At 72.0% G+C, this 15508-nt stretch carries 17 protein-coding genes; 12 read left to right on the top strand and 5 right to left on the bottom strand.

Annotation, left to right across the window (positions count from 1 at the left end; translation table 11 throughout):
- The 6 genes from KAK07_RS24310 to KAK07_RS24285 form a co-directional block, all read left to right on the top strand.
- Window positions 1-111, top strand: a 111-nt coding sequence (locus KAK07_RS24310; RefSeq protein ID WP_210863552.1) for a phosphoglycerate kinase, incomplete at its 5' end; no start/stop codon positions are given.
- A 206-nt stretch (window positions 112-317) separates the two neighbouring features.
- Window positions 318-1574, top strand: coding sequence for a cyclic di-GMP phosphodiesterase (locus KAK07_RS24305; RefSeq protein WP_210856477.1), 1257 nt, complete (start codon window positions 318-320; stop codon window positions 1572-1574).
- Window positions 1575-1605: 31 nt separating this feature from the next.
- A complete protein-coding gene (locus tag KAK07_RS24300) occupies window positions 1606-3675 on the top strand; it encodes an EAL domain-containing protein (RefSeq protein WP_210856476.1) in 2070 nt (689 codons plus the stop codon).
- A 54-nt stretch (window positions 3676-3729) separates the two neighbouring features.
- Window positions 3730-4041, top strand: coding sequence for a DUF1840 domain-containing protein (locus KAK07_RS24295; RefSeq protein ID WP_210856475.1), 312 nt, complete (start codon window positions 3730-3732; stop codon window positions 4039-4041).
- A complete protein-coding gene (locus KAK07_RS24290) occupies window positions 4041-4706 on the top strand; it encodes a histidine phosphatase family protein (protein ID WP_210863550.1) in 666 nt (221 codons plus the stop codon). The genes KAK07_RS24295 and KAK07_RS24290 overlap by 1 nt, the downstream gene beginning before the upstream one ends.
- 2 nt (window positions 4707-4708) lie before the next feature.
- Window positions 4709-5767 carry a sterol desaturase family protein gene (locus KAK07_RS24285; RefSeq protein WP_210863548.1) on the top strand — a complete coding sequence of 353 codons (1059 nt, stop codon included), beginning with the start codon at window positions 4709-4711 and terminating at the stop codon, window positions 5765-5767.
- A gap of 12 nt (window positions 5768-5779) precedes the next feature.
- Here the strand turns inward: KAK07_RS24285 and ruvB are convergent, their stop codons facing one another.
- Entirely contained in the window at window positions 5780-6844 is a 1065-nt protein-coding gene (gene ruvB, locus KAK07_RS24280) for a Holliday junction branch migration DNA helicase RuvB (RefSeq protein ID WP_210856473.1), read from the bottom strand.
- Between the two features lie 89 nt (window positions 6845-6933).
- Between ruvB and KAK07_RS24275 the strand changes: the two genes are divergently transcribed.
- The 4 genes from KAK07_RS24275 to KAK07_RS24260 all read left to right on the top strand — a co-directional run bounded on the left by KAK07_RS24275 (window position 6934) and on the right by KAK07_RS24260 (window position 10198).
- Entirely contained in the window at window positions 6934-7293 is a 360-nt protein-coding gene (locus KAK07_RS24275; RefSeq protein WP_210863546.1) for a DUF2946 family protein, read from the top strand.
- 83 nt (window positions 7294-7376) lie between these two features.
- Window positions 7377-8030 (top strand): helix-turn-helix domain-containing protein, encoded by a 654-nt coding sequence (locus KAK07_RS24270; protein WP_210863544.1) that lies wholly within the window; start codon window positions 7377-7379, stop codon window positions 8028-8030.
- Between the two features lie 37 nt (window positions 8031-8067).
- Complete coding sequence (locus tag KAK07_RS24265) at window positions 8068-8535, top strand: copper chaperone PCu(A)C (RefSeq protein WP_210863543.1); 468 nt, start codon at window positions 8068-8070, stop codon at window positions 8533-8535.
- 100 nt (window positions 8536-8635) lie between these two features.
- Window positions 8636-10198, top strand: a complete 1563-nt coding sequence (locus tag KAK07_RS24260; protein ID WP_210863541.1) for a methyl-accepting chemotaxis protein — start codon at window positions 8636-8638, stop codon at window positions 10196-10198.
- Between the two features lie 4 nt (window positions 10199-10202).
- On the opposite strand, the gene ruvA is transcribed toward KAK07_RS24260, so the two are convergent.
- Window positions 10203-10778: a Holliday junction branch migration protein RuvA gene (gene ruvA / locus KAK07_RS24255; RefSeq protein WP_210863539.1), complete on the bottom strand. Its 576-nt coding sequence runs from the start codon at window positions 10776-10778 to the stop codon at window positions 10203-10205.
- 36 nt (window positions 10779-10814) lie between these two features.
- On the opposite strand from ruvA, the gene KAK07_RS24250 reads away from it, so the two are divergent.
- Entirely contained in the window at window positions 10815-11798 is a 984-nt protein-coding gene (locus KAK07_RS24250) for a PhoH family protein (protein WP_210863537.1), read from the top strand.
- Window positions 11798-12310, top strand: a complete 513-nt coding sequence (gene ybeY / locus KAK07_RS24245) for an rRNA maturation RNase YbeY (RefSeq protein WP_210856466.1) — start codon at window positions 11798-11800, stop codon at window positions 12308-12310. The genes KAK07_RS24250 and ybeY overlap by 1 nt, the downstream gene beginning before the upstream one ends.
- On the opposite strand, the gene KAK07_RS24240 is transcribed toward ybeY, so the two are convergent.
- The 3 genes from KAK07_RS24240 to hemB are packed head-to-tail and all read right to left on the bottom strand — an operon-like array spanning window position 12240 to window position 15388.
- Complete coding sequence (locus KAK07_RS24240) at window positions 12240-13253, bottom strand: hypothetical protein (RefSeq protein WP_210863535.1); 1014 nt, start codon at window positions 13251-13253, stop codon at window positions 12240-12242. The genes ybeY and KAK07_RS24240 overlap by 71 nt on opposite strands.
- A 33-nt stretch (window positions 13254-13286) precedes the next feature.
- Window positions 13287-14387 carry a magnesium transporter CorA family protein gene (locus KAK07_RS24235; protein WP_210856464.1) on the bottom strand — a complete coding sequence of 367 codons (1101 nt, stop codon included), beginning with the start codon at window positions 14385-14387 and terminating at the stop codon, window positions 13287-13289.
- Window positions 14387-15388, bottom strand: a complete 1002-nt coding sequence (hemB, locus tag KAK07_RS24230) for a porphobilinogen synthase (RefSeq protein ID WP_210863533.1) — start codon at window positions 15386-15388, stop codon at window positions 14387-14389. Before hemB ends, KAK07_RS24235 begins: the two co-directional genes overlap by 1 nt.
- Window positions 15389-15508: the final 120 nt, after the last annotated feature.

Genomic DNA, 15508 nt, shown 5'->3' with positions numbered 1-15508 from the left:
ATCGAGCAGGACGTGGGCTACATCTCCACCGGCGGCGGCGCCTTCCTGGAGGTGCTGGAGGGCAAGACCCTGCCGGCCTTCGAGATCCTGGCCAAGCGCGCCGCGGCCTGAACCTCCGGGCACCCCACGCCAGGCGGCCTTCGGGCCGCTTTTTTTCGTCCCCCTCGGCCGCTGCGGGCGCAACTTGAGGGGGGCCGGAAAGGCTGTCCCCTCCATCCGGGTATGGGCTGCGTCGCCTCAAGTTCGACCGCCGCAGCGCCGAAGTCCCTCACAAGGCCGCGGCCAGTGGGCGGCGGTGTGCGATTCGAGGATGTGAGATGACCGAGACCGTCGATGTCAGCCAGCTGCGTGTGGGGATGTTCGTTCACCTGGACGTGGGCTGGATGTCGCATCCCTTTCCGCTCTCCAGCTTCAAGATCGCCTCGGCCGAGCAGATCCAGACCATCCAGGGCCTGGGCCTGAAGCAGCTGCGCTGGAGTCCGGAGCGCAGCGACCCGGCGCCGGTCAGCCTGGAGCTGCCGGCCCACACCGCGGCGGCCGAGGAAGCCCCGGCCCCCGACCCGGCCGAGCTGGCGCGGCGCGAGCGCGCCGCCCGCCTGGAGGCGCAGCTCGACGCGATGCGCCAGTGCGAGCGCCAGTTCAGCGAGGCCTGCCGCGACCTGCGCCGCATCAACGACTGCGTCCAGGGCGAACCCGAGCAGGCCCGCGAGGCCACGCGCCAGCTCAGCCAGGCGTTGATGGACAAGATGCTGGTCGACGGCGAGCTGTGCGTGCGCGTGCTGGGCGAGCAGCAGGGCGACCGCCTGTCGGCGCATGTGATGAACGTGACGGTGATCTCGATGCTGCTGGGCAAGGCCCTGGGCTTCGACGCCGAGGAGATGATGGCCCTGGGCAGCGGCGCGCTGCTGCACGACGTGGGCAAGCTGAGCCTGCCCGACCGCCTGCGCCTGGGCCACGACAACTTCAGCGCCGCCGAGCAGCAGCACTACCGCGAGCATGTGGCGCTGGGCGTGGCGCAGGGCCGCCGCATGGGCCTGACGCCGCAGGTGCTGCTGGTGATCGCCCAGCACCACGAACTGGCCGACGCCTCGGGCTACCCCAGCGGCGTGGGTCTGGACAAGATCAGCACCGCGGCCCGCGTGGTGTCGATGGTCAACCACTACGACAACCTGTGCAACGCCGCCTCGGTGGCCCAGTCATTGACGCCGCACGAGGCGCTGTCGCGGATGTTCGCGCATGCCCGCGGCAAGTTCGACGCGGTGATGCTCAACGCCTTCATCCGCCTGATGGGCATCTACCCGCCGGGCTCGATCGTGCAGCTGTCCGACGACCGCCTGGCGATGGTGATGTCGGTCAACTCGGCGCGCCCGCTCAAGCCGCGCGTGCTGGTGATGGATGCCGGCGTGCCCAGCGAGCAGGCGCTGCACCTGGACCTGGAGCAGGTGCCCGACCTGGGCATCCGCCGCAGCCTGCGCAGCGACCAGCTGCCCGGCCGCGCCCTGGAATACCTGGCCCCGCGCAAGCGCCTGGCCTACTTCTTCGACGTCGAGTCGCCGGCCCTGGAGCAGGCATGACGCGTGGCAGCCAACGGCCACGGAGGCGGCGGTGAGCGGCCCGGATGCCGGTCTGTCCTGGTGGGCCGGACAGGCCCAGGGGCAGGCGGCCATCCTGGCGGCGCTGGACGCGCCGGCCTGGCTGGTCGAGGCCGATCACCTGACGGTCCTGCAGGCCAATGAGGCGGCGGCCGCCTTCCTCGGTCGGCCGCAGCAGGCGCTGCCCGGCCTGGACGCCCAGGCCCTGCTGCCCAGCCTGGAGGACCTGGCCTTCTGGGGCGAGGCCCAGGCTGGCCACGCCACGACGCTGGATTCCGAGATCGACCTGCCCCGCCCGGGCGGCGGCGAGGCGCGCATGCGCCGGCGCATCAGCCGCCTGCCGGGCGAGGGCCCCGGCCTGTGGCTGGTGCAGCTGCAGGACCTGAGCCGCGAGCACGCCGCGCAGCGCGAGCGCGAGCGCGCGCTGGCCGAGCTGCGCGCCACGCTGGAGGCCACCGCCGATGGCATCCTGGTCACCGACCTGAGCGGCGGCATCCGGGCCTTCAACCGCCGCTTCGCCCAGCTCTGGTCGCTGCCGCCGCAGGCCCTGGAGCAGCGCGACGACGCGCGCGTGCACGCCTGGATGGCGCTGCAGACCACCCAGCCCGAGGCCTGGCGCGCGCGCCTGGCCGCGCTGCGCGAGCATTGCCTGACCTCGGCCAACGACACCGTGCGCCTGGTCGACGGCAGCCTGCTCGAATGCCACACCCAGCCGCAATGGAGCCAGGGCCGACCGATCGGCCGGGTGTTCTCGTTCCGTGAACTGAACCGGCTGCGCCCGGGGGCGCCCCGCCGGGACGGGGACGGCGAGCCCGACGCCGGCAGCCGCCTGCCGCACCGCGCCACGTTCGTCGCCCGTGTCGACGATGCGCTCGCCCAGGCCCGCGACAGCGGCGCCAGCCTGGTGGTGCTGTGCGTGGATGTCGACACGCAGGCGCTGTGGGGTGCGCCGGACGCCGCCCTGCCTTCCGAGGACCGCTGGGCCGCGGTGGTGCGGCTGCTGCGCGCCGGCCTGCAGGCGCCGGCGATGCTGGCGCGGCTGGGCGCGGCACGCTTTGGCGTGCTGCTCGAGAACGCCAGCGAGGCCAAGGCCGAAGCCGTGGCCCGCCGCTGGCAGGCGCTGGCCGCGGCCGAGCCGGCGGGCAGCATCAGCCCGCCGGTGGTGGGCGTGGCGGCCTACCCGCAGGCGGGCAACTCGGCCGACGAACTGCTGGCCCATGCCGAGAAAGCCCTGGCGCGCGCCCAGGCGCTGGGCGAGTCCTGCCGCACCCACCAGAGCAGCGGCGAGTCGCGCACCCAGCGCCAGCAGCGGCTGGAGGCGGCGCTGCGCGACGGTCTGGCGCAGCCGCAGTTCCGGCTGCAGTACCAGCCCCGCATCGACATGGCCCAGGGCCGCCCCTGCGGCCTGGAAGCGCTGGTGCGCTGGAAGGACCCGCTGGCCCACCGCGAGCTGCTGCCCGCGCAGTTCCTGCCGCTGGCCAACCGCGCCGGTCTGCTGGCCACACTGGACGAGTGGGTGCTGTCGCAGGCCGTGCAGCAGCTGGCGCGCTGGCGCGCCGCCGGGCTGATGCTGCCGGTGTCGGTCAACCTGGGCGCGGCCTCGCTGCTGCGGCCTGGGCTGGCGCGGCGCATCGAAGCCCTGCTGGTCCATGCCGGCGTGCCCGCGCAGGCGCTGTCGCTGGAGCTGAGCGAAGAGGCGCTCATCACCGACCCCGAGGCCACCGCGATCACCGTGCGCGCGCTGCGCGCGCTCGGACTGGGGGTGGTGCTCGATGGCTTCGGCCGCGGCGAGAGTTCGGCCACGCTGCTGCAGCGCCTGCCGCTGTCGGCGGTCAAGCTGGACCGCAGCGTGCTGCACGACGCCACGCGCCATGCCCAGGGTGCCGCGTGGCTGCGCGCCACCGCGGCACTGGTGCGCGCGCTGGGCCTGGACTGCCAGGCCGTGGGCGTCGAGACCGAGGGCCAGCGTCTGGCGCTGGCGCAGGCGGGCGGCCTGTCCTGGCAGGGCTTCCTGCATGGCGCGGCGCTGGATGCGCAGCGGGTGCCCAACTGGTGCGCCCGGGTGGCGGCCGCCGCAGCCTGAGCCTCGGCAGGCACAATGCACGCCGAGGGCCCGCAGCGGGCCCGGGGAGCGAGCGTGATCTACAAGTTCAAGAGCAAGGCGGCCGGTGACGTGATCATGCTCGGCCCCAATGGTGACCGGGTGCTGGGCCTGATCGGCAAGCCCACCGGCGGCCCCGGCATCCTCGAGCCCCAGGACATGCCGGCCGCAGTGGCCGCGCTGCAGGCCGCGATCGAGGCGGACGACGCGGTGCGCGCCGCCGCGGTCGACGAGCAGGACCCGGCGACACGGCCCGAGGGCATCTCGCTGCGCCAGCGCGCCTGGCCGCTGGTCGAGATGATCCGCCGTGCCCAGGCGGCCGACGAACCCATCGTCTGGGGCGCCTGATGCCCTTTCCCGAGCCGACCCGCGTGATCGCGGTGCGCCATGGCGAGACCGCCTGGAACGTCGACACCCGGCTGCAGGGCCAGCTCGACGTGCCGCTCAATGACCGCGGACGCGAGCAGGCCCGGCTGGCGGCGCGGGCGCTGCGCCACGACCCGCCCGACGTGATCTATGCCAGCGACCTTTCGCGCGCGCTGGCCACCGCCCAGGCCACCGGCGAGCTGCTGGACCGCCCGGTGAGCACCGACACCGGCCTGCGCGAGCGCCACTTCGGCATCTGGCAAGGCCACACCTACGCCGAGGTGGCCGAGCGCTGGCCCGAGCAGAGCGAGCGCTGGCGCCGCCGCGAGGCCGGCTTCGGCCCCGAGCAGGGCGAGACGCTGCAGGGCTTCTTCGACCGCGTGGTGGCCTGTGCCACCCGCCTGGCCAGCGCCCACCCCGGCCAGACCGTGCTGATGGTGGCGCATGGCGGCGTGCTGGACTGCCTGTACCGCGCGGCCTCGCGCATCGCGCTGGACGCACCGCGTACCTGGGAGCTGCCCAACACCGGCATCAACCGCTTGCTCTACACCGGCGAGGGCTTCACGCTGGTGGGTTGGGCCGATGTGCACCACCTGGACGACGACGCCCGCGACGAGTCCAACGACCGGGTCGGCCACGCGGCCTGAACATGCAGGCGGCGCAGGTGATCGTGCTGGCGGTGCCGGTGTTCCTGGCGCTGATCGGCCTGGAGTGGTGGTGGGGACGCCGGCGCGGCTTCGACACCTACCGCCTCAACGACGCGCTGGCCAGCCTGTCGCTGGGCGTGATCAACCAGGTGCTGCCGCTGCTGCTGCGCGTCGGGGTCTACACCTGGGTCTGGCAGCACGCGGCGCTGACGAAACTGCCCGCCGACGCCTGGTGGGTCTGGCTGGCGGCGCTGATCGGCTACGACTTCTGCTACTACTGGCTGCACCGTGCCGGCCACCGCGTGGCGATCTTCTGGGCCGCCCATGCGGTGCACCACCAGAGCGAGGAATACAACCTCAGCACCGCGCTGCGTCAGACCGGCAGCGGCTGGTTGCTGGGCTGGCTGTTCTACCTGCCGATGGCGGTGCTGGGCGTGCCGCCGCTGGTCTTCGGCACGGTGGCGCTGATCGACCTGCTCTACCAGTTCTGGGTGCACACCCGGCAGATCGGCCGCCTGGGCGGGTTCGACCGCTGGTTCTGCTCACCCAGCAACCACCGTGTGCACCACGCGGTGAACGACCGCTACCTGGACCACAACTACGGCGGCATCCTGATGGTCTGGGACCGGCTGTTCGGCACCTTCATCGACGAGGACGACGCCGAGCCCATCGTCTACGGCACGCGCACGCCGCTGGCCAGCTGGGACCCGCTGCACGCCAACCTGGTGGTCTACCGCGAGCGCTGGGCCCTGATGCGCCATGCGCGCGGCTGGCGCGAGCAGCTGGCGGTGTGGCTGGCGCCGCCCGACTGGAAGCCGGCGGCCGCGCCGCCGTCGCCGCCCTTCGTGCTGGCGCGTGCCGCCTACGACCCGCCGGTGTCGCGCTTGCGCCAGGGGGCCGCGGTGGCGCTGTTCGGCGTGGTGTTGCTGGCGGCGGCGCAGTGGCTGTGGATCGCCCACACGCTGGCGCCGCTGGCGATGTGGAGCGGCGCGGTGGCGATCCTGGCCGCGACCTGGGGCGTGGGCCGGCTGCTGACGCCGCCGGCCCGGTCGTCCGTCTGACCCTCAGACGCTCTAGCGCTCGAACAGATCGCCGGCGCGCTGCGGCGGCGCCAGACCCAGGTGGCGCCAGGCCATCAGCGTGGCCACGCGGCCGCGCGGTGTGCGCTGCAGAAAGCCCTGCTGGATCAGGTAGGGCTCGATCACGTCCTCGATCGTGCCGGGCTCCTCGCCAATCGCGGCGGCCACGTTGTCCAGGCCCACCGGGCCGCCGTCGAAGCGGTGCACCACCGCCTCCAGCAGCTTGCGGTCCATCAGGTCGAAACCCTGCGGGTCGACGTCGAGCATCTTCAGCGCGGCGTCGGCCATCGCGCGGGTGATGTGGCCATTGCCCTTGACGTCGGCGTAGTCGCGCACGCGGCGCAGCAGGCGGTTGGCGATGCGCGGCGTGCCGCGGCTGCGGCGGGCGATTTCCATTGCCCCGTCGGGGTCGATCGGTGCGTTCATCAGGCCCGCCGAGCGGGTGACGATGCGGGTGAGTTCCTCGGCCGTGTAGAACTCGAGCCGGGCGACGATGCCGAAGCGGTCGCGCAGCGGGTTGGTCAGCATGCCGGCGCGGGTGGTGGCGCCGACCAGCGTGAAGGGCTGCAGGTCCAGCTTGATCGAGCGCGCCGCCGGGCCCTCGCCGATCATGATGTCGATCTGGTAGTCCTCCAGCGCCGGGTAGAGGATTTCCTCGACCACCGGGCTCAGGCGGTGGATCTCGTCGATGAAGAGGACGTCGTCCTTCTCGAGGTTGGTCAGGATGGCGGCCAGGTCCTTGGGCTTTTCCAGCACCGGGCCGCTGGTCTGGCGCAGGTTGACGCCCAACTCGGCGGCGATGATGTGGCTCAGCGTGGTCTTGCCCAGGCCGGGCGGACCGAACAGCAGCACATGGTCCAGCGCTTCGCGGCGCTTCTTGGCCGCGCCGATGAAGATCTCGAGCTGCTCGCGCGCCTTGGCCTGGCCGACGTACTCGTCCAGCAGCTTGGGCCGCAGCGCCCGCTCCAGCGCTTCCTCCTGCGGGCTGGCCGCGGCGGCGGTCAGCACCCGGGGGGCACGCGGCAGATCGGCGCCGAAATCATCGGTCTGGATGGACATACAGTCATTATCGGGCCAACTCGCGACTCGTGGGGGGCTTGCGCTGGATCTGGTCGCCGCCCGCCCGATCACCCTAGAATCGGCCGCACATGCTGCATCACCTGCGACATCGCCTGGCCCACGCCGCCCTGCTGGCGTGGATGGCGCTGTTCGGCCTGCTGGCGGCACCGACCGTCTCGCGCAGCCTGGCGGCGGTCGACCCGATCGCCTACGCGGCGGTGTGCAGTGCCGCGGGCAGCACCGATGCCGCGTCCAGCCAGGGGCAGGCCCACGCCGGCGAGGCCTGCGGCCTGTGCGCCGTGACCGCCCTGCCGATCGTGCCGGTGGTCGGCGGTGGCAGCGTGGCCGTGCCCCGCTTCACGGCCGTGTTGGCCGAGTCGGTGGCGCTGCCGTCGCGGCAGGTGGCGTGGCGCATCGCGCGCTCACGCGCACCGCCTCTCCTGACCTGATGCCCCAGCGCGGGCCGCGGCGAGATGCCGCGCCCGCAGTTGACATCGGTGTGCGCGGCCCGGCCGCGCCGGAGAGGATTCCCATGAACCATGCTTTCCACGCCGACGGCGTGCCGGCCCCGCTGGGCCTGGCCACCGGCGACACGCTGTTCGAGGCGGGCCACGGCGGCCCGGTCTGGCAACTGCAGTCCGGCGCCCTGCGCCTGGACCAGCTGGGCCGTGAGGGCCAGCGCTTCGTGCAGCTGGTGCTGCCGGGCGACCTGGTGGGCGCCGAGCAGCTGGCCGCCAGCGGCTATGCCCACAGTGCCCGGGCGATCGTGCCCAGCGTGGCCGTGCAGCGCGCCGTGGGCGGTGACGCAGAGCGCCGCCTGCTGCTGGCCGAGGCGCTGCTGGGCCAGCTCTCTCGCACCGGCGACCTGGTCCTGCTGCGCACCGGGACCGCCCAGGAGCGTCTGCGCCACCTGCTGCTGCTGCTGTCCGGCGCCGAGTCCGACTGGGACGAGGCCGAGGCCAGCCAGCGCGTGCTGCCCACGATCAAGGACGTGGCCGCGATCATCGACACCGCGCCCGAGACCGTCTCGCGCATCTTCGCCAACCTCAAGCGTTCGCACCTGCTCGACGGCCGCCAGCGCCAGGGCGCGCGCTTCAGCGCGGCGCGGCTGCGCGAGCAGGTCTGGCCCGCCGGCATGACCCGCAGCGACGGCGGCCAGCGCCCGCTGCAGCTGGTCGAGGTCTGACCTTCACGCTTTTCCAACCACCCCCAGAGGACCCCCGATGAAGTTGAAACATCTGGCCGTAGCGGCCTTCACGGCCAGCCTGTCGATGAGTGCAGCGCTGGCACAGACCGCGGTCAGCGACGCCTGGGTGCGCGGCACCGTGCCGGCCCAGAAGGCCACCGGCGCCTTCATGCAGCTCAAGTCCGCGCAGGGCGGCCGGCTGCTGTCGGTGGCTTCGCCGCTGGCCGGCGTGGTCGAGATCCACGAGATGAAGATGGACGGCAATGTGATGAAGATGGCGGCGCTGCCCAAGGGCCTGGAGCTGCCGGCGGGGCAGACCGTCGAGCTCAAGCCGGGCGGCTACCACGTGATGCTGATGGACCTGAAGCAGCCGCTGAAGGACGGCGACAGCGTGCCGCTGAGCCTGGTCGTCGAGGGCAAGGACGGCAAGCGCGAGACGATCGAGCTGAAGGCGCCGGTGCGCCCGCTGGGTGCCGCCAACCCGGCGCCGATGCACCAGCACTGAGTGACCGAGCCAGAAGCGCCCCAGAACGGGCGCTTCTCCGGACATTGCCGCGGCGATCTGCGTGTCGAATGCGGGGGGCATGCGTTTCGCCAGGATGCCCATGAACCTGCTCAGTCGCCTCTCCGTCAAGACGCGCCAGCTGTGGCTCGCGGCGCTCAGCGCGCTGATCGTCTGCGCCTGTGTCGCCGTCGCGCTGTACGAAACGCGTGCACTGGCACGCAGCAGCCAGACCAGTTTCGTGGCCAAGGACGTGGTGGCCGACATCCTGCCGCCACCGATGTATCTGATCGAGATGCGCCTGGTCGTGTCCCAGGCCCTCGAGGCGACGCTGTCGATCCGCCGCGCCGAGGACGAACTGGCGCGGCTGGGGCGCGAGTACGACGACCGTGTCGCCTGGTGGACCGCCCACCCGCCCTACGGTCTGGAGCAACAGCTGCTGGGGCGGCAGCACGCCGAGGGGCGGGCCTTCATCGCCGCCGCCAGGGACGTGCTGCAGCACCTCAAGTCCGGCGACCGCGAGGCCGCCACGAAGGCCTTGCTGACGGCCGACGCGCTCTACCTGCGCCACCGTGCCGGCGTCGACGAGACGGTCACGGCCGGCGCGGCGCTGGCCGAGTCGTCCATGCAGGAGTTCGCCGACCAGTCCGAGCGCGCCCACCAGGTGCTCCTGACGCTGATGGCCTTGGGCGTCACCGCGACGCTGGCGCTTGCCTGGGGCGTCTCACGCTCGCTGCTGGTGCCGTTGCGCGATGCCGTCCGGGTGGCCGAGACGGTGGCGGCGGGCGACCTGACCCGCCAGGTCCGGGTCGATGGCCGCGACGAGACGGCCCAGTTGCTGAGTTCGCTCAATGCGATGAGCGGGCGCCTGGCTGAGATGGTCAGCGAGGTCCGCACAGCCAGCCTGCATGTGGCCTCGGCCAGCACCCAGATCTCGGCCGGCAACCAGGACCTGCGCCAGCGCACCGAGGTGCACCAGAGCGAACTGATGGCCACCAGCGCGAGCCTGGCCGAGGTCACCCGCTTCGTGCACGAGAACGCCGCGTCGGCCCAGACCGCTCGCGAGCGCGCGCAGGTGGTGAGCCAGACAGCCGGGCAGGGGCTGAAGGCGGTGCGCGACCTGACCGGCATGATGAGCACGATCTCCGGCAGCTCGCGCAAGGTGGGCGAGATCGTCGGCCTGATCGAGTCGATCGCCTTCCAGACCAACCTGCTGGCGCTCAACGCCGCCGTCGAGGCCGCCCGGGCCGGCGAGCAGGGCAAGGGATTCGCCGTGGTGGCCGCCGAGGTCCGTCAGCTGGCCAACCGCTCGTCGGCGGCCAGCGCCGAGATCCGCGCGCTGGTGCAGGCCAGCGCCGCCGACATCCAGGAGGGCGACCGCTTTGCCGGGGTCGCGCACCAGGCGATCGAGGCGATGGCGGCCCAGGTCGACGAGATGGGCCAGCGCGTGGGCGAGATCTGGGAGACCACCTTCGCCCAGAGCTCGGGCATCAACATGCTGGTCGAGACCATGCAGGCGCTGGCGAACAGCTCCAGTTCGAACGTGGCGCTGGTGGCGCAGACGGCCGAGCTGGCCGGCGGCCTGGAAGGCCAGGCGCGCCAGCTGGCCGAGTGTGTCGGCGCCTTCCAGCTGCCGGATTCGCCGCGCCAGGTGCAGCCGGCCTGAGCGGTCAGCCCAGGGCCTTGAGCGCGAGCTTGATGCCCTCGCTGACGCCCACGTCCGGCGGCAGCTTCTTCAGCGCCGCCGCGGCATCCTTCTCGCCATAGCCCAGCGCCATCAGCGCCTGGACGATGTCGGCCTGGCTGTCGCTGACCGCCGTGGCGCCGGCCGGCAGCGCCAGGTCGGGGCCGAGCTTGCCCTTGAGTTCGAGCAGCAGCCGCTCGGCGGTCTTCTTGCCGATGCCCGGCACCTTCTGCAGCCGCCCGCCTTCCTGGCGCGTCACCGCCGCGGCCAGATCGGCCACGCTCAGGCCCGACAAGATGGCCAGCGCGGTGCGCGGGCCGATGCCGGAGATCTTCAGCAGCTCGCGGAAGGTGGCGCGTTCCTCGGCGGTGAGAAAGCCGTAGAGCAGCTGCGCATCCTCGCGCACCACGAAGTGGGTCAGCAGCGTGGCGCGCTCGCCCAGGCCCGGCAGGTGGTAGAAGGTGCTCATCGGCACGTCGACCTCGTAGCCGACGCCGCCCACATCGATGAGCACGCGCGGCGGGGTTTTCTCGGCGAGGGTTCCGGTGAGGCGTCCGATCATGGCGCCGCATCATACGGTGGTGGACAATCACCGGCGATGACGCTGCGCCACACATTCACGCCCCTCGACAACGTCCGCCTGGGTCACCTGTGCGGACCGCTGGACGAACACCTGCGGACGATCGAGGCGGTGCTGCCGGTGACCATCCAGCGCCGCCAGGGGGCGTTTCGCATCGAGGGCAGCGCGCGCGATGCCGAGCGCGTGCTGGAGCTGCTGCAGAGCCTCTATGAGCGCGCCCGCAAGGCCATCCCCGCCGATCTGCTGCAACTGGCGCTGGACGACCTGCGCCGCGGCAGTCGCGCGCGCCTGGCCGGCAGCGACGCCGAGGGCGACATCGTGCTGCACACGCGCCGCGCCGACCTCACTGGCCGCACGCCCAACCAGGTGCAGTACCTGCGCCAGATCCTGGGCCACGACATCACCTTCGGCATCGGCCCGGCCGGCACCGGCAAGACCTTCCTGGCGGTAGCCTGCGCGGTGGATGCGCTGGAGCGCAGCGCGGTGCAGCGCATCGTGCTGACCCGCCCGGCGGTGGAAGCCGGCGAGCGCCTGGGCTTCCTGCCGGGCGACCTGGCGCAGAAGGTCGACCCCTACCTGCGCCCGCTGTACGACGCGCTGTATGACCTGATGGGCTTTGACCGCGTGACCAAGGCCTTCGAGAAAGGCACGCTGGAGATCGCGCCGCTGGCCTTCATGCGCGGGCGCACGCTCAACCACAGCTTCGTCATCCTCGACGAGGCCCAGAACACCACGCCCGAGCAGATGAAGATGTTCCTGACCCGCATCGGCTTCGGCGCCAAGGCGGTGATCACCGGCGACGTCAGCCAGATCGACCTGCCGCGCGGCACGGTCAGCGGCCTGGTCGACGCCGAGCAGGTGCTGCGCAAGGTCAACGGCATCGCCACCACCCGCTTCACCTCGGCCGACGTGGTGCGTCACCCGCTGGTGGCGCGCATCGTCGACGCCTACGACGCCCAGCAGCGCCGCCGTGCGCGCGCTTCCACCGCCCCGGAGTCCTGATGGCCCTGCACCCGCTCACCCTGTCGCTGCAGTTCGCCGACCCGCGCCACCGCGCGCAGCTGCCGCGCCACACCGTGGCGCGCTGCATCCGCCATGCGCTGGAGGCGCCGGGCGAGATCACCGTGCGCATCGTGGGTGACGACGAGGGCCGGGCGTTGAACCGCGACTACCGCGGCAAGGACTACGCCACCAACGTGCTCACCTTCGACTACGCCCACGAACCGGTGGTGCAGGCCGACCTGGTGCTGTGCGCGCCGGTGGTCGAGGCCGAGGCCCGGGCCCAGCGCATCCCGCTGGCCGAGCACTACGCGCACCTGCTGGTGCACGGCACGCTGCACGCCCAGGGTTACGACCACGAGGGCGACGAGGTCGAGGCCGAGGCGATGGAAGCGCGCGAGACCGAGCTGATGCTGGGTCTGGGCCTGCGCGACCCGTACCGCCTCAGGGCAGCGGGGTCAGCAGATAGCAGCGACCGTCCGACCCGCTCGCCGAGATCTGCCCGGCGTCGTTGATCCCCCAGGCCTGGGTCAGCGTGGCGCCACCCGGCAGCGTGACCAGGCTGTCCAGCGTCTTCCAGGTGCCGCCGATCGTGGCCACGAAGGCGTACAGGCGCGACCAGTCGTCGGTGTAGAAGCCCACCACCTTGCCCTTGCTGTTGAGGTTCTGGGCCAGCGCGAACAGGCCGGGCACGCCCAGGTCGCGCAACTGGCCGCCGCCGGGATCGGTGACGAAGGCGTGGTGGGCCGAGCCGTCGGCATTCCCGGCAAAGCCCACCAGCACGCCCGACTTGTTCATGCCCAGCGCAAACGTGGTGTGGCCGCCCAGCGTGCCCAGCAGCGTCATGCCCTGACCGTCGGGCCCGGTGATGAAGGCCCGCGACCCGCCACCCGGCTGGTCGATCGCGCCGGCCACGGTGCCGTCGGCCAGCACGCCCATCGGCGTGGTGCCGGCGGCCAGCGACTGCGGCCGGTAGCGCGAGCCACTGGTGAGAAAGCCGTGGTACAGGCCGTCCGTGGGGTCCAGCGCGCCGCCGACCACGCGGCCCTTGGCGCTCAGCGCGGTGGCGTAGGACGACCGTCCGGCCTGGCCGATCGGCGTGGGCACGCTGGCGCCCGCCGCCACCACGATCGCCTGCTCGGCGGTGTCGCCAGCCACGGAGGCCTGCCCCACCGCGACGCCGCGGTCGTTGAGGCCCTGCAGGCGGCTGTGCGAGCCGCCCAGGGTGTCGACCAGCCGCGCCCCGACGCCATTCGGCCCGGTGACGAAGCCGCGGGCGGGACCGGCGGGGCTGAGCATGGTGGTACCCACCACCTGGCCGCTGCCATTGACGGCCGCGGGCTGGCAGCTCACGGTGCCGGCGGGGGTGATGTCGAGGGCGCTGTACCGTGCGGCGGCCTGGGCCTGAGGGGCCAGCAGGGCGAGCAGGGCGGCGGCAGCGAGGGCAGGGGTGTGCAAGGGGACGTCCTTCAGCGGGGAGGGGGCGCGACATCAGCCCCGGGTGCTCCCCAACAGCCGACGTTGCCAGAAGAAGAAGCCCAGCACCAGCGCAATCACCCCCATCATGCCGGCGGCGATCCACACGCCGGTGTGCGAGTGGATCAGCGGCAGGCCATCGAAATTCATGCCGAAGAAGCCGGTGATCAGGTTCATCGGCAGGAACAGCGCGGTGATCACGGTCAGCGTGCGCATGATGTCGTTGGTGCGCTGGCCGACCAGGGCGAAGTGCATCTGCAGACCGGCCTCGGCCGACTGCTCCAGGCGCCGCACGTGCGTGAGCACGCGCTCGATGTGCTCCAGCACGTCGCGCGAGCGCACCCGCAGCAGGTCGCGCTCGCGGCGGGTGGTGGCATCGAGCGCGGCCGGCCATTCGTCCAGCGCGTCGATCCACTCCTGGATGGCGCTGCGCTGGTCCTCGCAGATGTCTTCGAGCATGTGCAGCGCATCGCGCGAACGCACGATCAGCGACCAGTCGACGCTGCGCTGGCGCCGCGCCAGCAACTCGGTCTGCAAGGTGGCGAAATGCCGCGTCAGCAGGCGCCGCAGATCCAGGTAGTTGTCGACCACATGGTTGACCATGCGCAGCATCAGCTCGGCCGGGCTGGTGGGCAGCCGTGCGCCGCCACGCAGGTCGCTTTCCTGCGCGTGCTGGGCCAGGCGCGAGGCGAAGTGCTCGCGCACCAGGCAGTCGGTGGGGTGCACGCTCAGCAGCACGCGGTCGAAGATCGCGAAGCCGACCGGGCTGGTGTCGATCGCATCGAGCGCCTGGTGCGACGAGGCCAGCGTGCCGTTCTCGGCGCCCAGGAACAGCTCGCGGCTGCCGCTGCCCGGGGCCAGGCGGCGGATCACCATCAGGTCGTACCATGAGGTGTCGCCGAACTGCGAGGGCAGCTGGGTGTTGAGCAGGTCGCTGACATGCAGGTCCACCAGCGGCGCGCCCACCCAGCGCTGCAGCGCGCCCTGCAGTTCGGCCAGGTGGACCTCGAACTGGCGCCGCCCGGCGCCGATCCACAGAAAACCTTCGGTGGGCAGCACCGACGGCAGCGCCTGCAGCTCCTGCAGGCGGTCGGCGGTGACGTGGAAGATGCGCATCAGCCCTGCTTCAGCAGGCGCGCGGCATCGAGGGCGAAGTAGCTCAGCACGCCGTCAGCGCCGGCGCGCTTGAAGGCCAGCAACGCCTCCATCATGACCTTGTCGTGGTCCAGCCAGCCGTTCTGCGCGGCGGCCTTGATCATCGCGTACTCGCCGCTGACCTGGTAGGCGAAGGTGGGCATGCGGAACTCGTCCTTGACCCGGCGCACGATGTCCAGGTAGGGCAGGCCGGGCTTGACCATCACCATGTCGGCGCCTTCGGCGATGTCCAGCGCCACCTCGCGCAGCGCCTCGTTGCTGTTGGCCGGGTCCATCTGGTAGGTCTTCTTGTCGCTCTTGCCCAGGTTGGCGGCCGAGCCCACGGCGTCGCGGAAGGGGCCGTAGAAGGCGCTGGCGTACTTGGCGCTGTAGGCCATGATCCGGGTGTGGATGCGGCCGCGGGCCTCCAGCGCGTCGCGGATCGCGCCGATGCGGCCGTCCATCATGTCGCTGGGGGCGACGATGTCCACGCCGGCCTCGGCCTGCACCAGCGCCTGCTCGCACAGCACGGCCACGGTCTCGTCGTTCAGGATGTAGCCGGTCTCATCCAGCAGGCCGTCCTGGCCGTGGCTGGTGAACGGGTCCAGCGCCACGTCGGTCAGCACGCCCAGCTCCGGGAAGCGCGATTTCAGTGCCCGCACCGCGCGCGGCACCAGGCCCTCGGGGTTGGTGGCCTCGCGGCCGTTCGGGTCCTTCAGCGACGGGTCGATCACCGGGAACAGCGCCATCACCGGCACGCCCAGCGCCAGGCACTGCTCGGCCTGGGCGAACAGGCGGTCGACGCTCATGCGCTGCACGCCGGGCATGCTGGCCACGTCCTGCACCTGGTTCTGGCCGTCGAGCACGAAGACCGGCAGGATCAGGTCGGCCGGGGTGAGGAGGTGCTCACGCACCATCGCACGGCTGAAGGCATCACGGCGCAGGCGGCGCGGACGGGCGGCCGGGAAACTGGGCAGGCTCATGGGACGGCAGAAAAAAACGCAGGATGCCGAAGATGCAACAGCCCGCGGGGGTTCGTGGAGCCCCTATGGTACAGACGCGACGCCTGGTGTTAAAGTTCGGATTGAGCGTGGCCTGCGAGG

It is taken from the genome of Ideonella alba (genome assembly GCF_018069875.1).
Taxonomy (GTDB): Bacteria; Pseudomonadota; Gammaproteobacteria; order Burkholderiales; family Burkholderiaceae_C; genus Ideonella; species Ideonella alba.
This window is presented reverse-complemented; position numbering and strand designations above follow the sequence as displayed.

What these genes read in the sequence shown, in the direction of transcription:
- KAK07_RS24305 (WP_210856477.1), top strand. Translation starts at nt 318, where the DNA reads ATGACCGAGACCGTCGATGTCAGCCAGCTGCGTGTGGGGATGTTCGTT.
- KAK07_RS24290 (WP_210863550.1), top strand. Translation starts at nt 4,041, where the DNA reads ATGCCCTTTCCCGAGCCGACCCGCGTGATCGCGGTGCGCCATGGCGAG.
- KAK07_RS24285 (WP_210863548.1), top strand. Translation starts at nt 4,709, where the DNA reads ATGCAGGCGGCGCAGGTGATCGTGCTGGCGGTGCCGGTGTTCCTGGCG.
- ruvB (WP_210856473.1), bottom strand. Translation starts at nt 6,844, where the DNA reads ATGTCCATCCAGACCGATGATTTCGGCGCCGATCTGCCGCGTGCCCCC.
- KAK07_RS24275 (WP_210863546.1), top strand. Translation starts at nt 6,934, where the DNA reads ATGCTGCATCACCTGCGACATCGCCTGGCCCACGCCGCCCTGCTGGCG.
- KAK07_RS24270 (WP_210863544.1), top strand. Translation starts at nt 7,377, where the DNA reads ATGAACCATGCTTTCCACGCCGACGGCGTGCCGGCCCCGCTGGGCCTG.
- KAK07_RS24265 (WP_210863543.1), top strand. Translation starts at nt 8,068, where the DNA reads ATGAAGTTGAAACATCTGGCCGTAGCGGCCTTCACGGCCAGCCTGTCG.
- KAK07_RS24260 (WP_210863541.1), top strand. Translation starts at nt 8,636, where the DNA reads ATGAACCTGCTCAGTCGCCTCTCCGTCAAGACGCGCCAGCTGTGGCTC.
- ruvA (WP_210863539.1), bottom strand. Translation starts at nt 10,778, where the DNA reads ATGATCGGACGCCTCACCGGAACCCTCGCCGAGAAAACCCCGCCGCGC.
- KAK07_RS24250 (WP_210863537.1), top strand. Translation starts at nt 10,815, where the DNA reads ATGACGCTGCGCCACACATTCACGCCCCTCGACAACGTCCGCCTGGGT.
- ybeY (WP_210856466.1), top strand. Translation starts at nt 11,798, where the DNA reads ATGGCCCTGCACCCGCTCACCCTGTCGCTGCAGTTCGCCGACCCGCGC.
- KAK07_RS24235 (WP_210856464.1), bottom strand. Translation starts at nt 14,387, where the DNA reads ATGCGCATCTTCCACGTCACCGCCGACCGCCTGCAGGAGCTGCAGGCG.
- hemB (WP_210863533.1), bottom strand. Translation starts at nt 15,388, where the DNA reads ATGAGCCTGCCCAGTTTCCCGGCCGCCCGTCCGCGCCGCCTGCGCCGT.